The sequence below is a fragment of the Streptomyces sp. NPDC012466 genome (assembly GCF_042955215.1).
Lineage (GTDB): Bacteria > Actinomycetota > Actinomycetes > Streptomycetales > Streptomycetaceae > Streptomyces.
Map to the genome: position 1 here is coordinate 1,114,140 of NZ_JBIBEQ010000001.1, position 18,959 is coordinate 1,133,098.

The 18,959-nt window shown below is 72.1% G+C and carries 20 protein-coding genes; 10 read left to right on the top strand and 10 right to left on the bottom strand.

The window, feature by feature from the left end:
• Positions 1–1,551, bottom strand: coding sequence for an IucA/IucC family protein (locus ACFY9E_RS05000; protein ID WP_390979368.1), 1,551 nt, complete (start codon positions 1,549–1,551; stop codon positions 1–3).
• Between the two features lie 101 nt (positions 1,552–1,652).
• On the opposite strand from ACFY9E_RS05000, the gene ACFY9E_RS05005 reads away from it, so the two are divergent.
• Genes ACFY9E_RS05005 through ACFY9E_RS05015 form a run of 3 tightly spaced genes read left to right on the top strand, consistent with a single transcriptional unit; the run spans position 1,653 to position 5,247 of the window.
• The gene (locus ACFY9E_RS05005; RefSeq protein ID WP_390979370.1) at positions 1,653–3,146 is read left to right on the top strand and encodes an IucA/IucC family protein; all 1,494 of its coding nucleotides are present in this window, start codon (positions 1,653–1,655) and stop codon (positions 3,144–3,146) included.
• A 44-nt stretch (positions 3,147–3,190) separates the two neighbouring features.
• Entirely contained in the window at positions 3,191–4,456 is a 1,266-nt protein-coding gene (locus tag ACFY9E_RS05010; protein WP_390979372.1) for a VWA domain-containing protein, read from the top strand.
• On the top strand, positions 4,456–5,247 hold the full coding sequence (locus ACFY9E_RS05015) for a hypothetical protein (RefSeq protein WP_390979373.1): 792 nt from the start codon (positions 4,456–4,458) through the stop codon (positions 5,245–5,247). Before ACFY9E_RS05010 ends, ACFY9E_RS05015 begins: the two co-directional genes overlap by 1 nt.
• Positions 5,248–5,329: 82 nt before the next feature.
• Here the strand turns inward: ACFY9E_RS05015 and ACFY9E_RS05020 are convergent, their stop codons facing one another.
• Complete coding sequence (locus tag ACFY9E_RS05020; protein WP_390979375.1) at positions 5,330–5,956, bottom strand: winged helix-turn-helix transcriptional regulator; 627 nt, start codon at positions 5,954–5,956, stop codon at positions 5,330–5,332.
• An 87-nt stretch (positions 5,957–6,043) separates the two neighbouring features.
• On the opposite strand from ACFY9E_RS05020, the gene ACFY9E_RS05025 reads away from it, so the two are divergent.
• The 3 genes from ACFY9E_RS05025 to ACFY9E_RS05035 all read left to right on the top strand — a co-directional run bounded on the left by ACFY9E_RS05025 (position 6,044) and on the right by ACFY9E_RS05035 (position 8,468).
• Positions 6,044–7,252, top strand: coding sequence for an aminotransferase class I/II-fold pyridoxal phosphate-dependent enzyme (locus ACFY9E_RS05025; protein WP_390979377.1), 1,209 nt, complete (start codon positions 6,044–6,046; stop codon positions 7,250–7,252).
• A 105-nt stretch (positions 7,253–7,357) separates the two neighbouring features.
• Positions 7,358–7,987, top strand: a complete 630-nt coding sequence (locus ACFY9E_RS05030) for a hypothetical protein (RefSeq protein ID WP_390979379.1) — start codon at positions 7,358–7,360, stop codon at positions 7,985–7,987.
• 58 nt (positions 7,988–8,045) lie between these two features.
• Entirely contained in the window at positions 8,046–8,468 is a 423-nt protein-coding gene (locus tag ACFY9E_RS05035; RefSeq protein WP_390979380.1) for a thioesterase family protein, read from the top strand.
• On the opposite strand, the gene ACFY9E_RS05040 is transcribed toward ACFY9E_RS05035, so the two are convergent.
• The 8 genes from ACFY9E_RS05040 to ACFY9E_RS05075 all read right to left on the bottom strand — a co-directional run bounded on the left by ACFY9E_RS05040 (position 8,465) and on the right by ACFY9E_RS05075 (position 14,813).
• Entirely contained in the window at positions 8,465–8,815 is a 351-nt protein-coding gene (locus ACFY9E_RS05040; protein ID WP_390979382.1) for a hypothetical protein, read from the bottom strand. The two genes, ACFY9E_RS05035 and ACFY9E_RS05040, sit on opposite strands and share 4 nt — an antisense overlap.
• Positions 8,816–9,087: 272 nt before the next feature.
• Positions 9,088–10,476 (bottom strand): solute carrier family 23 protein, encoded by a 1,389-nt coding sequence (locus ACFY9E_RS05045; RefSeq protein WP_390980305.1) that lies wholly within the window; start codon positions 10,474–10,476, stop codon positions 9,088–9,090.
• 254 nt (positions 10,477–10,730) lie between these two features.
• Positions 10,731–12,110 (bottom strand): 8-oxoguanine deaminase, encoded by a 1,380-nt coding sequence (locus ACFY9E_RS05050; protein ID WP_390979384.1) that lies wholly within the window; start codon positions 12,108–12,110, stop codon positions 10,731–10,733.
• A gap of 110 nt (positions 12,111–12,220) precedes the next feature.
• A complete protein-coding gene (gene pucL, locus ACFY9E_RS05055; protein WP_390979386.1) occupies positions 12,221–13,153 on the bottom strand; it encodes a factor-independent urate hydroxylase in 933 nt (310 codons plus the stop codon).
• A 6-nt stretch (positions 13,154–13,159) separates the two neighbouring features.
• Positions 13,160–13,549, bottom strand: coding sequence for a hydroxyisourate hydrolase (gene uraH / locus ACFY9E_RS05060; protein WP_390979388.1), 390 nt, complete (start codon positions 13,547–13,549; stop codon positions 13,160–13,162).
• A gap of 7 nt (positions 13,550–13,556) precedes the next feature.
• Positions 13,557–14,066, bottom strand: a complete 510-nt coding sequence (gene uraD / locus ACFY9E_RS05065) for a 2-oxo-4-hydroxy-4-carboxy-5-ureidoimidazoline decarboxylase (RefSeq protein ID WP_390979390.1) — start codon at positions 14,064–14,066, stop codon at positions 13,557–13,559.
• A gap of 133 nt (positions 14,067–14,199) precedes the next feature.
• Complete coding sequence (locus ACFY9E_RS05070; protein ID WP_390980307.1) at positions 14,200–14,511, bottom strand: helix-turn-helix domain-containing protein; 312 nt, start codon at positions 14,509–14,511, stop codon at positions 14,200–14,202.
• A gap of 50 nt (positions 14,512–14,561) precedes the next feature.
• Positions 14,562–14,813 (bottom strand): hypothetical protein, encoded by a 252-nt coding sequence (locus ACFY9E_RS05075; RefSeq protein ID WP_283971571.1) that lies wholly within the window; start codon positions 14,811–14,813, stop codon positions 14,562–14,564.
• Between the two features lie 161 nt (positions 14,814–14,974).
• Between ACFY9E_RS05075 and ACFY9E_RS05080 the strand changes: the two genes are divergently transcribed.
• The 4 genes from ACFY9E_RS05080 to ACFY9E_RS05095 all read left to right on the top strand — a co-directional run bounded on the left by ACFY9E_RS05080 (position 14,975) and on the right by ACFY9E_RS05095 (position 18,915).
• The gene (locus tag ACFY9E_RS05080; RefSeq protein WP_390979391.1) at positions 14,975–15,796 is read left to right on the top strand and encodes a TIM barrel protein; all 822 of its coding nucleotides are present in this window, start codon (positions 14,975–14,977) and stop codon (positions 15,794–15,796) included.
• Between the two features lie 24 nt (positions 15,797–15,820).
• Positions 15,821–16,711: a 2-hydroxy-3-oxopropionate reductase gene (locus ACFY9E_RS05085; protein ID WP_390979393.1), complete on the top strand. Its 891-nt coding sequence runs from the start codon at positions 15,821–15,823 to the stop codon at positions 16,709–16,711.
• Positions 16,712–16,918: 207 nt separating this feature from the next.
• Complete coding sequence (locus tag ACFY9E_RS05090) at positions 16,919–18,376, top strand: catalase (protein WP_390979395.1); 1,458 nt, start codon at positions 16,919–16,921, stop codon at positions 18,374–18,376.
• Between the two features lie 302 nt (positions 18,377–18,678).
• Complete coding sequence (locus tag ACFY9E_RS05095; RefSeq protein WP_031134159.1) at positions 18,679–18,915, top strand: hypothetical protein; 237 nt, start codon at positions 18,679–18,681, stop codon at positions 18,913–18,915.
• The last annotated feature ends 44 nt before the right edge of the window (positions 18,916–18,959 follow it).

Here is an 18,959-nt window from a genome sequence, read left to right on the forward strand (position 1 = left end):
TCAGGTCCCTTCCCCGAGCGGGTTGGGCAGCGGCCGGTAGCGGGCGTCGGCGCCGTCCGCGCCTGTCCAGCGCAGCAGCAGGTTGGTCTTGGCGGGCAGGGTCGGTGAGGTGAGCAGGGCGGGGATCTCGGGGATCTCGTGACGGGCGAGTTCGCGGCGCGCGGCGGGCCAGGGGTCGAAGCCGGGGTGGCGTTCGGCGAGGGCGCCGGCGATCTCCACGAGGTGGTTGACGACCAGGCAGTACACGAGCCGCTCCCAGCCGGCCTGCCGCGACACGTCCGGCAGCAGCTTCACGCCCTCGGCGTCCCGGTACAGCGCCTGCACCGGCAGGCCGTCGGCGTCCACCGCGACCAGGGTGTTCTGGAGGTGGGCTTCGATGACGACACCGTGCTCGGCGAACGCCGTCAGGGCCGGGGGCACCACCTGGGCCAGGTACGCCGCCCACCAGGCCCCGGGGTCGGGGGCGCGGTCGAGCGGACTGCCGTCGAAGCCCTCGACGAGGCCGGCGGCGAGCAGCGGGGTCGCGCCGGGCAGGAGGCGGCCGCCGAAGCCGTCGCGGACGAGGACGGCCAGGGCCTCGAAGGCGAAGCCGGCGGTGCGGTACCCGCGGTCGCCGAGCCATGCCGGGGGGCCGTCGAACGTCTCGAAGGCGGAGCGGACGGCCGCGTCGGTCCGGCGCAGGGCGAGCAGGTCGTGGCGCCACAGGCGGCGGATGTCGTTGGTGATGCGCACGTCCAGGCTGAACTTCAGGAATAGGTCGTGCTCGGGCGTGTAGAGGGTGCGGATCGCGGCCGTGGGCCAGGTGTCGAAGGCGGTCGTGCCGAGCCGGATCAGCCTGCCGTCGGCGAAGGCGGCGGCGAGCTGCGGACCGGCCAGGTCCAGCTGCCAGGGGTGGGCCGGGAGCACGCGGTAGCCGGGCGGGGCCGTGCCGAGGGCGTCGAGGGCGGAGGTGTCGCCCTCCTCGACGACGGCGTCCTCCCGCAGGCCGAGCAGGGCCACCGGGAAGCGGGCGTACGCCTCGGGCGCGTAGGGCAGCCACCCGGCGGCGGGGCCGCCGCCGCGCGCCTTGGGGGCGGGGTGGTGGGTGTGGCCGGTGAGGAGGGACTGCTCGGAACGCAGATAGAGGTCGCCGGGCGGGGTGGCCCGGGCCCGGGCGGCGAGCAGGGCGGCCACGGCGTCGCGGCTGTCGAGCATCTCGGCGGGCAGTTCGTCGTTGGACAGCCCGGTGTGCCGGCGCAGTTCCTCGGCGACGAGCTTGACCAGCTCGGTGTGGCCGAGGCGGTGCCAGGCGCCCGCGCCCCACACCTCCGGTTCGGCGGGCCGCCGTGTCCCGCGCACCCGCAGCAGGCGGTCCCCGCCGGGCAGCCGGTACACGCGGTGTTCGCCCTCCCGGCGCACCGGCCGGGCCACCTCCCGCAGCAGGCAGTTCAGCAGGGGCACGGCGGCGCAGGCGTCGGCGAGGGCGCCCACGGCCGCGCTTCCGCCGTGGGCACGGTCGCCGTGGGCCGAGTCGTCGTCGGCGGGCGGGGGCATGAGGTCCACGCGTTCCACTCGTCCCTACGGTCCTTCCAGCGTTCCGGGCGGAGATGATCAGTATGTCGGTCGTCGCCATTCCGCTGTGACGCCCCTATTCGTACCCGAGGAGCCCGCCCGTGCACCGTCCCCCCACCGCCGAGACCGAGGTCGCCGACGAGCTGTCCGTCGTACGGCCCGGCCTGCTGCCGCGGTACGAGGCCGAACTGCCCGGCGCCCGGGCGGCCGTGCTGTCCCGGCTGTGGCGCGGTCTCGCCCATGATCCGCTGCCCTGGATCACCCGCAGGGAGGGGGGCGGGGACGGGCTGACGCTGTTCCTGCCGGACGGTCGCCGGCTGCACGGCCCCCGGCCGGATCCGTACGCGACCGGCGCCCACGTCACCGCCGTACGGCTCGACGGGACGGCCTATGAGGATCCGGCGCGGCTGATGACGGACCTCGCCGTACCGCACTCCGCTTCCTTCGCCGCCGAACTCGGGCACAGCGTGGCCTCGTCGGCGCTGTCGCGGGCGGGGCAGGAGGACGACGGGGACGGCTGGCCGGACAGCGACTGGGAGTGGGAGCAGCGGATCGTCGACGGGCATCCGTTCCACCCGACGTGCCGGTCCCGGCCCGGTTTCTCGGTGGCGGAGCAGCTCGCCTACGGGCCCGAGCACCGGCCGGTCGTGGAGCTCGGGCTGGTGCCGGTCCCGGCGGAGGAGTGCCTGGTGACGGGCGTGTGGCCGGGCGAGCTGCGGGACGGGGGGCGGGTGGTGCTGCCGGTGCATCCGTGGCAGGCGGCGCATGTGCTGAAGCGGACGTGCGAGGAGCGGCGCCCCGCCCATCCGCTGATGTCCCTGCGGACGCTCGCCCTGCCCGGCGGGCCGCACGTGAAGACCTCGCTGAGCGCCCGGCTGACGTCCTCGGTGCGGGACATCTCCCTGCCCTCGGTCGCCGCGTCGGCGGTGCTGTCGGACTTCGCCGGGACACCGGCGGCGCGCACGGAGGGTCTGCTGCACGTCACCCGCACCCTGGGTGCGGCGGCGGCCGGCTCCCCCGATTTCGCGGCCGTCCTGCGGGAGTCGCCGCAGACGTACGCGGGCAGCGGCGAGCGGGTGCTGCCGGTGGCCGCGCTCGCCACCACCGGCCTCCCCCACTCCCCCGCCTGGCTGGCCGGTTTCGCACGGCTCGCCCTAGGGACCGGGCTGCGGCTGCTGGAGCTGGGCGTGGCCCTGGAGGCGCACGGCCAGAACCTCCTGGTGATCCTCTCGGCGGCGGGCGAACCCCTGCGGCTCGTGTACCGCGACCTGGCCGACATCCGCGTCAGCCCGGCCCGCCTCGCCCGGCACGGCATCGCGGTGCCCGAGCTGCCCGCCCGGATGGTCACGGACGACGAAGGCGCCCTCCGCCGCAAGCTGTTCGGTTCGCTCGTGGCGGGCGCGCTGGCCGGAACGGCCGGATCGGGGCCGGCGCTGGGAGCGGCCCTGGAGGCGGCCGTACGGGATCTGCCGCGCAGCCCCGATCTCGCGGCCCTGTGCACGGATCCCCTGCCCACGAAGGCGCTGACGCTGATGCGGCTCTCGCCCCGGACGCCCGGGGACCAGTGGGCGGAACTGCCCAATCCCCTGCGCTGACCTTCGTTTTGGAGCCGGAGCGGGGTGATCAATAGGATCCGGCGATGATCACAAGAACACGGCTGGCGGCAGGGGTCTGTGCCCTGCTCGCCGCGCTGACGGCCGGGCTCGCCTTCCCGGCCGGGGCGGCCGCCGGTGAACCCACGGGCCAGGACGCCCCCAAGGTCGACCTCGTCCTCGATGTGAGCGGCTCGATGCGGGCCCGGGACATCGACGGGCAGTCGCGGATGGCCGCCGCGAAGCAGGCGTTCAACGAGGTGCTCGACGCGACGCCCGAGGAGGTCGAACTCGGCATCCGCACGCTCGGCGCGAACTACCCGGGTGACGACCGGAAGACGGGCTGCAAGGACACCGCGCAGCTCTACCCGGTCGGTCCGCTCGACCGCACGGAGGCCAAGACGGCCGTCGCCACGCTCAGCCCGACGGGCTGGACGCCGATCGGCCCGGCCCTGCTGAAGGCGGCCGGCGACCTGGACGGCGGCAACGGCTCCAAGCGCATCGTGCTCATCAGCGACGGCGAGGACACCTGCGCCCCGCTCGACCCGTGCGAGGTGGCCCGCGAGATCGCGGCCAAGGGCATCGGCCTGACCATCGACACGCTGGGCCTGGTGCCGACCGCCAAGCTGAGCCGGCAGCTGAGCTGCATCGCGGAGGCCACCGGCGGCACCTACACGTCGGTCGAGCACCAGGACGAACTCACCGACCGGGTCAACCAGTTGGTGGACCGGGCGGCCGATCCGGTGGTGACGCCGGTGCCGGCGGAGGGTGCCGACCGGTGCGCCGGGGCGCCGACGCTGAAGTCGGGCCTGTACACCGACCGCGAGGAGTTCGGGCAGCAGCGCTGGTACCGGGTGGACGTGCGGCCGGGTCAGGAGCTGCGCGCCTCGGTGAGCGTCGCCGCGGACCGGGCGGTGAACCCCGGCTACGGCGTCCTGCTGCGGGCCGTGACGTCCAAGGGCCGCGAGATCGTGCGCGGCGAGGCGGCGGGCAACGGCCGTACGGACGTGATCTCGACGGGTCTGCGTTACCCGAAGGCGGAGAGCGACGACGAGGACGCTCCCGCCGAGGCGGTCTGCCTCGCCGTCTCGCACTCCTTCTCGGCGGCCTCGGGCGTGAAGGCCACCCCCGGCCTGCCGCTGGAGCTGACGGTGGACGTCGTGGACGCCCCGAGCCAGGCGGGCGATGTGGCCGCCTTCGGTCTCGGCCGCGGCTGGTGGCTGCTCGGTGTGCTGATCCTCGCCGGCTTCCTCGCCGGTCTCGTCTGGGGCTGGCTGTCGCGCTGGCGGGTCGCGGTCTGGAGGACCAACTGATGCGAGTGGTACGAGCGTTGAGCGCGGCGTTGCTGACCCTCGGAGTGGCGGCCGCCCCGGCTGCGGCCGACGCCTCGCCGAGCCCGTCGCAGGACGGCACGCCGGCCCCCACGCGGGCCGGTACGTCGTTCCGCACGGCGACGGAGATCGAGCAGGGGCAGTCGGCCACGGCGAGCGGGTCCACGGGGGACTACCTGTACTGGTCGTTCCCCGCCGACACCGGACAGCGTCCCACGGTCGAGGCGACGGTGAAGCTGCCGCAGACCCACGGCTCCCAGACGTGGCAGATCGACGTCTACGACGGTCTGCGCCGCCGTCAGGCCTGCCAGTACGGGGCGCAGACGCGCACCGCGGCGGCGGGCACGTCCTCCGTCGAGCTGGCCTGCGTCCTGCGCACGGTCCGCTCCTGGTCGGAGCCGTGGGCGAACGACCCGCTGCCGGGCACGTACTACATCCGGCTGACGACCACCGGTGTCGCCACCGCCGACCTCGGTCTCCCGGTCGGCAGTGAGGTGCGGGTGGACTCCAAGGACATCGGCGGCTCCGCGGCGGTGGACGGCTCGCTCGCCGAGCCGCTGGTGCCGGGGGTCGCCACGAAGCCCGAGGAGGAGCGGGAGGACGCGGCGGTGCTGGCCGGTCTGGAACCCGAGGACGGCTGGGCGTCCGGCTGGTGGTCGGACCGGTGGGTGTGGACCGCGGCCGGTGGGATCCTGGCCGCGCTGGCGGGTGTCGGCGGGTACGCGCTGACGCGCGGGACGGGGCGGCCGTCCCGGGTGCCACCGGGGGCCTGACGGACTCTGACCCGGTCGATCTTCGCCCGATCGGCCTTCGCCTGACCGCCCTTCAGAAGGCCCGCCGGTGGCGGGCCTTCTGTCATGCCTCGCGCAGCGCCTTGGCGACGGCGCCGTCGCCGCTCACCGCCACCCGGCCCTCCCGCACGGCGTGGCGGAGGCTCAGCTCACCGCGGGCGACGGCCGTGCACGTGGCGGTGTCCAGGACCAGCCGCGCGTCCGGCTCACCGGGGGCGGGCCCGTCGCCGTACACGGGCCCCTCCTCGGCACCGGCGTACAGATGGAACAGGCCTTCCTCCAAGCGGACTTCGACGAGACCCTCGCCGTCCAGCAGGCGCAGCAGGGGCAGGGCGAACCAGTGCGCCCGCACCGCGTCCGTCGGCCGCCGCTCCCCGAGCTCCGCCTGGCCCCACTCCCCCAGCGCCTGCAACACGGGCAGCAACTCCCTCCCGCGCCCCGTGACTTCGTACACGTACGCCGCGCCGGGCGGCGGCAGCCGGCGCCGGGTCGCGAGACCGTCGCGCTCCATGTCCTTCAGCCGCGAGGCGAGTACGTCCGTGCTGACGCCGGGCAGATCCGCGTGCAGGTCGGTGTAGCGGCGGGGACCGGCGAGGAGCTCCCGGACGATCAGCAGGGTCCAGCGGTCGCCGACCAGGTCGAGGGCACGGGCGGCGGAGCAGTACTGGTCGTAGCTTCGGCGAGGTGGCATGCGAGGCAGTCTAGACAACTTGTTGGACTTTCCAAGCGCCTACTTGGTAAAACCAAGCAGCACCAGTCGCCAGAGGGGAAGCAGCGCATGGAGTTCCGGCAGTCGAGCAAGCTGAGCGAGGTCTGTTACGAGATCCGCGGCCCGGTCATAGAGCACGCCAACGCGCTGGAGGAGGCGGGCCACAGCGTGCTGCGCCTGAACACCGGCAATCCCGCGCTCTTCGGGTTCGAGGCGCCGGAGGAGATCCTCCAGGACATGATCCGGATGCTGCCGCAGGCGCACGGATACACCGACTCGCGCGGCATCCTCTCCGCCCGCCGGGCGGTCGCCCAGCGCTACCAGACCCTGGGCCTGGGGGTCGGCGTCGACGACGTCTTCCTCGGCAACGGCGTCTCGGAACTGGTGTCGATGGCCGTGCAGGCGCTCGTCGAGGACGGCGACGAGGTCCTCATCCCCGCCCCGGACTTCCCCCTCTGGACGGCGGTGACGACCCTCGCGGGCGGCAAGGCGGTCCACTACCTGTGCGACGAGCAGGCCGACTGGTACCCGGACCTCGACGACATGGCGTCGAAGATCACCGACCGTACGAAGGCGGTCGTGATCATCAACCCGAACAACCCCACCGGCGCGGTCTACCCGAAGGAGATCGTCGAGGGCATCCTCGACCTCGCCCGGCGGCACGGCCTGATGGTCTTCGCCGACGAGATCTACGACCAGATCCTCTACGACGACGCCGTGCACCACTCGGCCGCCGCGCTCGCCCCCGACCTGGTGGTCCTCACCTTCTGCGGCCTGTCCAAGACCTACCGCGTGGCGGGCTTCCGCTCCGGCTGGCTGGTGGTCACGGGGCCGAGGCAGCACGCGAAGGACTACCTGGAAGGCCTCACCATGCTGGCCTCCATGCGGCTGTGCGCCAACGCGCCCGCCCAGTACGCCATCCAGGCCGCGCTCGGCGGCCGGCAGTCCATCCGCGAGCTGACCACACCGGGCGGGCGGCTGCTGGAGCAGCGGGACGTGGCGTGGCGCATGCTCAACGAGATCCCCGGCGTGACCTGCGTGAAGCCCAAGGGCGCGCTGTACGCCTTCCCGCGGCTCGACCCCAAGGTGCACAAGATCCACGACGACGAGCGGTTCGTCCTGGACCTGCTGCTGCGGGAGAAGATCCAGGTGGTCCAGGGCACGGGCTTCAACTGGCCGACGCCGGACCACTTCCGCATCCTGACCCTGCCGTACGCGGACGACCTGGAGGCGGCGATCGGCCGGATCGGGCGGTTCCTCGGCGGGTACCGGCAGTAGGGCGGCGGGGCGGTGACGGGCGCGGTTGTCAGTGGCGGGTCGTAGCCTTCGAGCAGGTGGGGCGAGTGGCCCCGGGGCCACTCCGAGGCCGGAGAGGAGCACGCCGTGACCCGACCGCCGACCGCCGCGCAACGGCGTGTCATCGACGCGGCCGACCCCGTCACCGGGCGACTGAGGGGCACGGAGTCGCAGCTCACGGCACTGGTGAAGCGGGGCCTCGCCTTCCGCCACCCCCGGCCGCCGCACGATCACTTCCTGACCCCCGAGGGGCACCGGGTCCGGCAGGGCATCGCCCGGGCCTGTGAGCCGAGCGGAGAGGCCCCGGCGTCGACGGGCGTGTTCGCCGCGCGCGTGGGCGGTGAGGAGGGCGCGACCGAGGCCGGGCCCGCCAGACGCCGCGAGGTGCACAGCGCCTGGCAGGGGCTGCTGGAGCTGCGCCGGATGACCAACCCGGACCAGGCCGTGGACCGGCCGTGCGGCTGGGAGCGTGCGCATCTGGTGCAGGCCGCCGCGCTGGCCCTGGAGGCCGCCGGGCACCACCCCGCGGGGCAGCAGGGCGGGGGATACCGCGTGCGGGAGACCCCGCAGCCGGAGGCCGTCGCCGTGCACGAGCCGGACGGCGAGGCGCTGCGGGCCTGCGCGGCCACCCTGGAGGGCGCAGGCTGGCAGGTGAGCGAGCACCGTGAGCCGCGCACCGGGGGACGGTATCTGCTGGCTTCCCCGCGCCGGGCGTGATGGGCATGCCAAGATCGATGGATCGTTGTGCAGTGCACGAGAATCCGAAGGGGAAGCCGTGAGCGAGCCGTTTTCCGTCCCTGTGACCGTCCGTGGATACGAGACGGACGTGCAGGGGCACCTCAACCAGGCGGTCTACCTGAACTACGCGGAACACGCCCGCTGGTCGCTGCTCCAGGCCGCGGGGATCAGCCAGGCCGCCCTCATCGGCAGCGGCGTGGGCCCGGTCGCCCTGGAGACGACCATCCGGTACAAACGCGAGCTGCTCGCGGGTGACGAGGCCGAGGTCACCTGCGCCTTCGAGTGGGGCGGCGGCAAGACGTTCCGGATCCAGCAGACCGTGCTGAAGGCCGACGGCACGGTGGCCGCCGAGATCACGGCGGTCGGCGGGATCCTGGACCTCGAAAAGCGCAAGCTGGTCGCCGATCCCGCCGGGGTCTTCAGGAAGCTGGCGGATGACCCGGGCATGTTCGGGCTCTAGGCGGCGTCCCGCCAGATCGTCATGTCCACCGTGAGGGCGGCGACTTCGGGCAGGGCGGTCTGCTTCGTCTGGAGCACCAGCAGGGCGATGTCCCCGTTGGAGTGCTTGACGCAGATCTCGCTGCCGGCCGCCGCCCCGGCCAGGGTCCAGCGGTGGCGGTCGGCACTGGCGAGCATGAGCCGGCACTCGTCGAGGGTCGCCCCCGACTTGCCGAAGAGCTGAAGGAACACGCTGGTGTCGCTCTCCACGGCGCAGCCGACGCTCTTGCAGTCGAAGCGGATGTCCCCCTTGCGGTCGTCGCGCATGAACGGCTTCCGGAAACTCAGCGAATTCTCCGGGGTCAGCATGAGGGGCGCCTGGGACTCGACCTGGGGAGCGGCCGACTTCGTCGGGGAGGGCCGGGACGCTTCCGGGGGGTGTGGGACAGGTAGACCCGGCCCCTGCCGCCCGCGCCGAGCCGGGCCGCGAGGCGGTACCCGGCGATCACGGGCGGATCGTCCGCCCGCAACGGCTGGAACACCTCGGTCGTGTGGTTCATATGCCCGTCTCCCCCTCGTCTCCTGACTCCCGGTCAGCGATCGGTCGTCCGGGGCAGAAGCCTAAGCGGAGTCCGGTGGGCTCAGGGCGCGGCCGGAGCCCTGGGTGTGCCCGTGAGTTCCTCGCCCGCCTCCATCGGGTGGGTCACGTCGTGGGCGTCCCGGCCGCCCCTGCCCAGGTGGTTGAAGACCAGGTTGAGCAGCACGGCCGCCACACAGCCCGTCGAGATGCCCGAGTCCAGGACGATCCGGGCCGTCTCCGGGAAGGAGTGGTAGAAGTCCGGGGCCGTGATGGGGATGATGCCGACGGCCAGGGAGACGGCCACGATCAGGACGTTGTTGTCCTTGTCCAGGGCGGCCCGGACCAGGGTCTGGATGCCGCTGGCGGCGACCGAGCCGAACAGGACCACGCCCGCCCCGCCGAGCACCGGGCGGGGTACGACGGCGATCAGCGAGGCCGCCATCGGGCACAGGCCCATCAGCACCAGGAAGCCGCCGCCCGCGGCGACGACGTACCGGCTGCGGATCTTCGTCATGGCGACCAGGCCGATGTTCTGTGCGAAGGCGCTGCACATGAAGCCGTTGAAGAGGGGGCTGATCGCCGAGCCGAGGGTGTCGGCGCGCAGGCCGGCCGCGATGGTCCTCTCGTCGGCCGGACGGTCGACGATCTCTCCCAGCGCCAGCATGTCGGCGGTCGACTCGGTCATCGACACCACCATCACCACGCACATCGAGATGATCGCGGCGAGCTGGAACTGCGGGGCGCCGAAGTGGAAGGGGGTCGGGAAGCCGATGACGGCCGCGTCCGTGACGGGGCCGAAGTCCGTGGCGCCGAACGGGATCGCGATGAGCGTGCCGATCACCAGGCCCAGCAGCACGGCGATCTGCTTGACGAAGCCCGTGGTGAAGCGGCGCAGCAGCAGCACGATCAGCAGGGTGACGGCGGCCAGCCCCAGGTTGGTCGCCGAACCGTAGTCGTGTGCGGCCGGGTTCGGGCCCTGCGCCCAGCCGAAGGCGACCGGGAGCAGGGATATGCCGATCAGGGTGATGACCGTGCCGGTGACCACGGGCGGGAAGAAGCGGACCGCCTTGCAGAAGACGGGGGCGGCGAGGAAGCCGAGGAGTCCGGCGACGACGACCGCGCCGAAGATGATCGGCAGGGCGTCGGACTTGTCCTCGGTGGAGGCGACGATCGCGGTCATCGGGGCGACACCGGCGAAGGTGACGCCGTTGACGAACGGCAGCCGGGCGCCGATCTTCCAGATGCCGAGGGTCTGCAGGAAGGTGGCGAGGCCCGCGGTGAACAGGCAGGCGCCGGTGAGGAAGGTCAGGTCGGTGGCGGTGAGGCCGATGGCCGCGCCGATGATCAGGGGCGGGGCGACGACGCCCGCGTACATGGCGGCCACGTGTTGCAGGCCGGTCGTCGCCATCTTGAGCGCGGGGAGTTTTTCGTCAACGGGGTGGTCGGCCACGGCGGCGTCCCTCCGGTCGGTTACACGGCTGCGTCGGATCGCCGCCGCGGGTGTCAAGGAGGTGGTGCGGGTGGTCATGGGGGTACCTCCCTGCTCGAGCGGAGCCGAGAGTTTGGGGGAGGGACCAGGTGACGGGGGTGGCCGTTCCGGGGCGCACGCGTTCACGCGCGCCCCGGAGACGACCGCCGTGGTCCCCGCTCGGGTCCACGGCCACCGGCCGGGAGCCGTCCCTCCCGGCCGGAGTATCCGGGTGGTCAGGCCTCGGCGGCGATCCGCGCCAGGCGCTGGGCCTCGTCCCGCGTGGCGCGGGCGACGGCGTCCTCGTCGACCGTGAGCAGCCGCCCCTCCTCGACGATCTGCCGGCCGTCCACGAAGGAGGCGGTGACGGGGGCGGCGGCGCCGAAGACCAGGGCGGTCACCGGGTCGGCGATGGAGGCGTGGGCGAGCGTGTCCAGCTTCCACAGCACCAGGTCGGCGAGCTTGCCGGGCTCCAGGGAGCCGGTCTCCGCGGCCCGGCCCAGGACCTGGGCGCCGCCGTACGTGCCCAGGCGCAGGGCCTGACGGGCGTTCAGGGCGGCTTCCCGGTGGGCGCCGAGACGGTTGATGAGGAGGGCGTTGCGCAGCTCGGTGTGGAGTTCGCCGGACTCGTTGGAGGCGGTGCCGTCGACGCCGAGGCCGACGGGGACGCCGGCCGCGAGCATGTCGGGGACGCGGGCGATACCGGCGGCGAGGCGGGCGTTGGAGGACGGGCAGTGCGCGACGCCGGTCCTGGACCGGGCGAAGGCGGCGATGTCGGAGTCGTTCATGTGGACGCAGTGCGCCATCCACACGTCCTCGCCGAGCCAGCCGGTGGACTCGAAGTAGTCGGTCGGGCCCATGCCGAACAGTTCGTGGCAGAACTTCTCCTCCTCCACGGTCTCCGAGCCGTGGGTGTGGAGCCGTACGCCGAGGCGGCGGGCCAGCTGGGCGCCGTCGCGCAGCAGTTCGGTGGAGACGGAGAAGGGCGAGCAGGGCGCGACGGCGACCTGGGTCATGGCGTCGAAGGAGGAGTCGTGGTGCCGGCGCACAGTCTCCTCGGTCGCGGCCAGCGCCCCGTCCAGGGTCTCGACGGCGAAGTCCGGGGGCAGGCCGCCGTCCTTCTCGCTGCGGTCCATGGAGCCGCGGGCGAGGGTGAAGCGGACGCCCATGTCGCGGGCGGCGCCGATGATCGCGCCGGAGAGGTCGCCGGAGCCCCGCGGGAAGACGTAATGGTGGTCCATGGCGGTGGTGACGCCGCCGCGGGCCATCATCGCGAGGGAGCCCTGGGCCGCCGCGCGGACCATCGGTTCGTCGATGCGCGCCCAGGTGGGGTACAGCGCGACGAGCCAGTCGAAGAGGTTGTGATCGGTGGCCAGGCCGCGGGTGATCCACTGGTAGAAGTGGTGATGGGTGTTGATCAGGCCGGGCGTCACGAGGTGCCCGGAGGCGTCGATACGGCGTACGACGTTCTCCAGGCCCTCGGGGGCCCCGCCCGCGCCGAGCGACTCGATGCGGTTGCCGGCGAGGACGACGTGCCCGGAGGCGTACTCGGTGTCGTTCGCGTCGACGGTCGCGATCGCGCAGTTCTCGATGACGATGCGCCGGTCTGCTGCCATGGTTCGTCCTTTGCGCTGATGTGGAGGGGGCACGGCAGGACCCTGGGAGTTTTGAGTGCCGTGGCCGGGAGGAGGGTTCCCCCGGCCACGGGTGCCGAAAGAGGGGAACGTCAGAGGTTGGTGAGGTCCACGGGGATCCGCGCCTCGCAGCCGTCCCTGAGGATCGTCGCCTCGATCAGGCCGTAGGGACGGTCGGCGGCGTAGTACACGGCTCCGTCGGCGGTGTCGTTCTTCAGCCCGAACGGCTCCAGGTCCACCAGGAAGTGGTGCTTGTTCGGGAGGGAGAAGCGGACCTCGTCGATCTCGCTGCGGTGGTTGATGATCCGCGAACCCATCTGGTACAGCGTCTGCTGCAGCGAGAGCGAGTAGGTCTCGGCGAAGGCCTGGAGCAGGTGCTTCTTCACCTGCTCGTAGGACTTGTCCCAGTGGGGCATGCGCTGCTCGTCGTCGGTCCAGTTGAACCGCCAGCGGCCGGAGACCTCGGTGGCCAGGATGCGGTCGTAGGCCTCCTTCAGGGTCGTGTACTTGTCCTTGACGTAGCCCCAGAACTCGGAGTTGGTCGAGTTCATCACGACGAGGTCCTTCAGGCCCGAGACGACCTCCCACCGCTCACCGTCGTAGGTGATCTGGGTCAGTCGCGTCTCCTGGCCCTTGCGGACGAAGGAGTGCTTGACCTCGTCGGCGCCGATGAACTGCGAGTTGGCGTCGGAGGCCTCGATCCGCTCCCAGGCGTACTCCTCGATGCGGATCCGGGCCCGGTGGATCGGCTCCTGGCTGGTGACGAAGTGCCGGGCGAGGTGGATGCCGAACTGCTCGGCGGACTCGATGCCGTGCTCCTTGGCGAACGCGTACACCGTGTTCTTGGTGGTGTCGGTCGGCAGGACGTGGGCGTTCGAGCCGGAGTAGTGGACCTCGTCCATGTCGCCGCTCAGTGCGACGGAGACGTTCAGGTCCTTGATGTGGTGGGTGGCGCCGTCCCGCGTGATCTTGACGACTCGGTTCTCGGCCTTGCCGTACTGGTTCTGTCCAAGAATCGTGGGCATCTCTAGCTAGCTCCCTCGGTATACGGAGTAGCCGAACGGGTTGAGCAGCAGCGGTACGTGGTAGTGCTCACCGGGCTCCACGGCGAAGGTGATCGCCACCTCGGGGAAGAACGCACCGCTGTCCCGATTCGCGGGGGCGTCCTGCTGCGCATCGGCTTGCTTCTTCTCGAAGTACGGTTCGACCGCGAAGTCGAGCCGTACGTGGGTGGTGCCCTCCGGCAGCGCCGGCAGGTCCTTGCACCGCCCGTCCGCGTCGGTGGCGGAGCCGCCGAGCGCCTGCCAGTTGGCGGTCCGGCCGGTGCGGGCGGAGACGTGGACGGCGACGCCCCCGGCGGGGCGGCCGACGCTGGTGTCCAGGATGTGCGTGGACACGGACGCGGTGGCGGAGGTGCTCATGCTGCTGTCAGTCCTCTTCGACGAGTCGGGCCAGACGGATGCGGTTGATCTTCCCCAGTTCCCCGCGGACGATCTCCCGCTCCCGCTCCGGCGTGTTGCCGATCCGTTCCCTGACCGCGTCGCGCATCTGCTCGCCGGTGCGGCCGGTGGCGCAGATCAGGAAGACATGGCCGAACCTCTCCTGGTAGGCGAGGTTCAGCTCCAGCATCTCCGCCTTGAGCGCCTCGGAGGCGCCGGCCATGCCGCGCTGCTCCCGCGCCGAGGTGGGGTCACCGGGCTTGGGGCGGCCGATGGGCGGGTGACCGGCCATCGCCTCGTCGAGGTCGGCGGCCGTCAGCTCCGCCATGGCGGCGTCGCTCGCGGCGTACAGGTCCTCGGGGGTGGCGTAGGGGCGGGCGGCGAGCAGTCGCCTTGCCCACGCCGTGGAGGCGCACGCCTCGTGGAGGGCGGTGAAGGCCGCGTCCTCCTCGAGGGTGTTGAAGCGGGCCAGGCCCGGCGGCGTGGAAGTGGACGTCACGGGAGCCTCCGTGGCCGGTTGCGGCCTTCGTGCTGAACGGGCGTGCCGATAGCTAACGCCCTCCCGCGACAGCACGTCAACAGTTTGTTGAAAATTCGGTGGCGTGAAACCGGACGGTGCCGTGCGGGTCCGTTCAGGCCCCCTTCTCGCGGTTGAGGTAGTTGTAGACGGTGAAGCGGCTGACGCCGAGGGCGCTCGCCACGGTCTCCACCCCGTGCCGTACGGAGAAGGCGCCGCGCGCCTCGAGTACCCGTACGACCTCCTGCTTGGCCCTGCGGTCCAGATCGGCCAGCGGCATGCCCTTGCGGCGCTCCATGGCGGCCAGGATGTGATCGAGGGAGTCGGCGAGCTGCGGCAGCCGTACGGCGACGGCGTCCCGGCCCTCCCAGGCGAGGACGACATCGTCGGGGCCGGCTTCGTCGGGCGGGATCATCTCGCCGCCCATGGCGTCGACCAGGGGCTTGACGGCCGCGATGAACGGCTCGTCCCCGCCGCTCACGCCTCGCCCTCCCCGACCACGTTGACCTGGAGCGAGACCCGGGTGGCACCGGCCTCCAGCGCCTTGCGGAGCAGGGCGTCCACGGCGGTGAGCACCGCGTCGGAACCGCCCTCCGCGGTGTTGCCGAACGGGCCCACGTCCACGGCGTCCAGCTCGGCGGCCTCCACGACCTCACGGGCCACCACCGCGTGCGCGGGCGCCTCGTCCAGGTCGAACGGCTCGGTCGTGAACTCCACTCTCAGTCGCACGCGCTCAACCTAACGCGCGGGGCGGGCTTTCCGGCAGCCCCTCTTGACAGCCCTCGCACCTCACAGGCAATCTTCCGTTAAGCAGAAGTAAGATTCCGCAATACGGAATAAGCACCATGGGAGCCCGCGCCATGGAAGACACGGAAGGGAGCGCCGCCCCGATGGGATTCGCAGACCAGCGCTTCAACGTCAACCTGTCGATCCTCTTCACGGAGCTCCCCCTCATGGAGCGTCCCGCGGCCGCGGCCGCGGCGGGCTTCACCGCGGTCGAGCTGTGGTGGCCCTGGGTCGACGCCCCCGTCCCCGAGCGGTCCGAGCTCGGCGCCCTCAAGCGCGCGATCGAGGACGCCGGCGTCCGGCTCACCGGCCTGAACTTCTACGCCGGCCGGCTCCCCGGCCCGGACCGCGGCGCCCTGTCGGTCCCCGGAGCGGAGTCGGACCGGTTCCGCGCCAACATCGACGTGGCCGCGGACTTCGCCGCCTCCGTGGGCTGCACCGCGCTCAACGCGCTGTACGGCAACCGCGTCGAGGGCGTGGACCCGGCGGAGCAGGACGCGCTCGCCCTGGAGAACCTGGTCCTCGCGGCCCGGGCCGCCGACCGGATCGGCGCGGTCCTGCTGATCGAGGCGCTGAACCAGCCCGAGTCCCCGCTCTACCCGCTGGTGTCGGCCCCGGCGGCCGTGGCCGTCGTCGACCGGGTCAACCAGGCGACGGGGCTGGGCAACGCCCGCTTCCTCATGGACCTCTACCACCTGTCCATGAACGGCGAGGACCTCCCGTCGGTGATCGAACGGTTCGCGTCGAGGACGGGCCATGTGCAGATCGCCGACAACCCGGGCCGCGGCGCCCCCGGGACGGGCTCACTGCCCCTCGAAGACCTCCTCGACCAGCTGAGGAAGGCGGGCTACGACGGCTGGGTCGGCCTCGAGTACAAGCCGGGTGACCGCCCGAGCGCCGAGGCCTTCGACTGGCTGCCCCGCTGACCCCGTACCGAAAGGCACCCCACCATGAGCACTCTTCCCAAGATCGCGTGGATCGGCCTCGGCATCATGGGCTCCCCCATGTCCGAGAACCTGATCAAGGCGGGTTACCAGGTCACCGGTTACACCCTGGAACGGGACAAGCTGGACCGCCTGGCCGCCGCCGGCGGTACGGCCGCCGGCTCCGTCGCCGAGGCCGTGAAGGACGCCGACGTCGTCATCACCATGGTCCCGGCCTCCCCGCAGGTCGAGGCCGTCGCCTACGGTCCGGACGGCATCCTGGAGAACGCGAGGTCCGGCGCGCTGCTGATCGACATGTCCTCGATCACCCCGCAGACCTCGGTCGATCTGGCGCAGGCGGCGAAGGACAAGGGCATCCGCGTCCTGGACGCCCCGGTGTCCGGCGGTGAGGCCGGTGCCGTCGAGGCCGTACTGTCGATCATGGTCGGCGGCGAGCAGGCCGACTTCGACGCCGCGAAGCCGATCCTCGACGCGCTCGGCAAGACCATCGTGCTGTGCGGCCCGCACGGCTCCGGTCAGACCGTGAAGGCCGCCAACCAGCTGATCGTCGCCGTGAACATCCAGGCGTGCGCCGAGGCCGTGGTCTTCCTGGAGAAGTCCGGCGTGGACCTGAAGGCGGCGCTGGACGTCCTGGGCGGCGGGCTCGCCGGCTCGACCGTGCTGACCCGCAAGAAGGACAACTTCCTCGGCCGGGACTTCAAGCCGGGCTTCCGCATCGACCTGCACCACAAGGACATGGGCATCGTCACGGACGCCGCGCGCAACGTCGGCGCGGCCCTGCCGGTCGGCGCCGTGGTCGCCCAGCTGATCGCGAGCCTGCGTGCGCAGGGCGACGGCGGCCTGGACCACTCGGCGCTGCTGCGGGCCGTGGAGCGGCTCTCCGGCGCGCGGATCTGACCTCCTCCCGACCCTCGCGACCCCGGGGGTCCCACGATCCCGGGCGGCGCCGCCCCTGACACCTGTCCTGTCGCGCCCAAAGGGGCGGCGCCGCCCGGAACCAGCCATGCCCACCGCTTCAACAAACTGTTGACGCTCCGATCACCCGACCCTAGGCTCCACAAAGCGGAAACACTTTTCCGCTACCCTCTCGTACGGAAGGTCACGATGTCGCAGCGCGTGCTCACCACCGAGTCCGGCGCCCCCGTCGCCGACAACCAGAACTCCGCCACCGCCGGCGTGGGCGGCCCGCTCCTGCTCCAGGACCAGCATCTGCTGGAGAAGCTGGCGCGCTTCAACCGCGAGCGCATCCCGGAGCGCGTGGTGCACGCCCGCGGCTCGGGTGCGTACGGCCACTTCGAAGTGACCGACGACGTCACGGAGTTCACCCACGCCGACTTCCTCGGCGAGGTCGGCAAGCGCACCGAGGTGTTCGTGCGTTTCTCGACCGTGGCCGACTCGCTCGGCGGCGCGGACGCGGTGCGCGACCCGCGCGGTTTCGCGGTGAAGTTCTACACCGGGGAAGGCAATTACGACCTGGTCGGGAACAACACGCCGGTGTTCTTCATCAAGGACCCGATCAAGTTCCCGGACTTCATCCACTCGCAGAAGCGCGACCCGTTCACGGGCCGTCAGGAGCCGGACAACGTCTGGGACTTCTGGGCACACTCCCCCGAGGCCACGCACCAGGTGACCTGGCTGATGGGCGACCGGGGCATCCCGGCCTCGTACCGCCACATGAACGGCTACGGCTCGCACACCTACCAGTGGACGAACAGCCGGGGCGAGGCCTTCTTCGTCAAGTACCACTTCAAGACCAACCAGGGCGTCCGCTGCTTGAGCAGCGAGCAGGCCGCCGCGATCGCGGGCAAGGACCCCGGCTCCCACCAGACGGACCTGCTCCAGGCCATCGAGCGCGGTGTGCACCCGTCCTGGACCCTCCACGTCCAGCTGATGCCGGCGGCCGAGGCCGCGGACTACCGCTTCAACCCGTTCGACCTGACCAAGGTGTGGCCGCACGCGGACTACCCGCTCAGGCGCGTGGGCCGGCTGGTGCTCGACCGCAACCCGGACAACGTCTTCGCCGAGGTCGAGCAGGCCGCGTTCTCCCCGAACAACTTCGTGCCCGGCATCGGCCCCTCCCCGGACAAGATGCTCCAGGGCCGTCTGTTCGCCTACGCGGACGCCCACCGCTACCGCCTGGGCGTCAACCACACCCTGCTGGCCGTCAACGCGCCGAAGGCCACGACCGCCCGGAACTACGGCCGGGACGGCTTGATGGCGTCCAACGCCCAGGGCCGGTACGCCAAGAACTACGAGCCGAACTCCTACGACGGCCCGGTCGAGACCGGCCGCCCGCTGTCGGCGCCGCTCGCGGTGAACGGCCACACGGGCACCCACGAGGCGCCCCCGCACACCAAGGACGACGACTTCTTCCAGGCCGGCGAGCTGTTCCGGCTGATGTCCGCCGAGGAGAGGTCCCGCCTGGTCGCGAACATCGCCGGGGGCCTGTCCCAGGTCTCCCGCGACGACGTGATCGACAAGAACCTCGCGCACTTCCACGCCGCCGACCCCGAGTACGGGCGGCGCGTGGAGGAGGCGGTCCGCGCCCTGCGCGAGGACTGAACTCCCTGACGGTGCCCGACCGCCCGGGCGACCCGGATGAGGGGTGGTCCCCCGGGCAAGGGCACCGTCAGGGCGCGGACCGCGGCGGCTGCGAGCCAGTGCGGTGGTGAAGGGCCCGGGCCGGCTTCTCGACCTGAGGGAAGCCCGCCCGCAGCCCGTCGCACCCGCCGCGGTCCCCAGCACAGCCCCTCTCCCCCGACCCCGTCCGGCGGCGCGAACGTCCTGTCGCGCCCAGCCTCGCCCCGCCGGACGGCCAGCCTCCCCAGGGTGCGGAACCGTCCCGTTCGCAGCAGCCTGAAGGCATGGCACCTCCCACCGAGCATCCGCATGTCGTGGTCCACGCCCCCGCTCTGGACGGCTCCCGCCGGGTCACCCTGGGCGAGGAGCCGCTGGGCGTCGCCACCCATACCGACGACGTCGCCGAGATCCTGCGCCTGGCCGACCTGTACGTCACCGACGTCGCGGAGAGCGACCTCGTCGAGTGGCAGGGCGGCGGCCCGGACGACTGGCCCGGGCTGTCGGAGCACCACGAGGCGTGAGCGCGTCTACGGCACCGGTCGTCCACCCCGTACGGAACCCTCAA

Coding starts and splice junctions, on each gene's coding strand:
- ACFY9E_RS05015 (WP_390979373.1), top strand. CDS start 4,456: ATGCGAGTGGTACGAGCGTTGAGCGCGGCGTTGCTGACCCTCGGAGTG.
- ACFY9E_RS05010 (WP_390979372.1), top strand. CDS start 3,191: ATGATCACAAGAACACGGCTGGCGGCAGGGGTCTGTGCCCTGCTCGCC.
- ACFY9E_RS05085 (WP_390979393.1), top strand. CDS start 15,821: ATGAGCACTCTTCCCAAGATCGCGTGGATCGGCCTCGGCATCATGGGC.
- ACFY9E_RS05095 (WP_031134159.1), top strand. CDS start 18,679: ATGGCACCTCCCACCGAGCATCCGCATGTCGTGGTCCACGCCCCCGCT.
- uraH (WP_390979388.1), bottom strand. CDS start 13,549: ATGAGCACCTCCGCCACCGCGTCCGTGTCCACGCACATCCTGGACACC.
- ACFY9E_RS05070 (WP_390980307.1), bottom strand. CDS start 14,511: ATGGGCGGCGAGATGATCCCGCCCGACGAAGCCGGCCCCGACGATGTC.
- pucL (WP_390979386.1), bottom strand. CDS start 13,153: ATGCCCACGATTCTTGGACAGAACCAGTACGGCAAGGCCGAGAACCGA.
- ACFY9E_RS05090 (WP_390979395.1), top strand. CDS start 16,919: ATGTCGCAGCGCGTGCTCACCACCGAGTCCGGCGCCCCCGTCGCCGAC.
- ACFY9E_RS05020 (WP_390979375.1), bottom strand. CDS start 5,956: ATGCCACCTCGCCGAAGCTACGACCAGTACTGCTCCGCCGCCCGTGCC.
- ACFY9E_RS05025 (WP_390979377.1), top strand. CDS start 6,044: ATGGAGTTCCGGCAGTCGAGCAAGCTGAGCGAGGTCTGTTACGAGATC.
- ACFY9E_RS05040 (WP_390979382.1), bottom strand. CDS start 8,815: ATGCTGACCCCGGAGAATTCGCTGAGTTTCCGGAAGCCGTTCATGCGC.
- ACFY9E_RS05050 (WP_390979384.1), bottom strand. CDS start 12,110: ATGGCAGCAGACCGGCGCATCGTCATCGAGAACTGCGCGATCGCGACC.
- ACFY9E_RS05080 (WP_390979391.1), top strand. CDS start 14,975: ATGGGATTCGCAGACCAGCGCTTCAACGTCAACCTGTCGATCCTCTTC.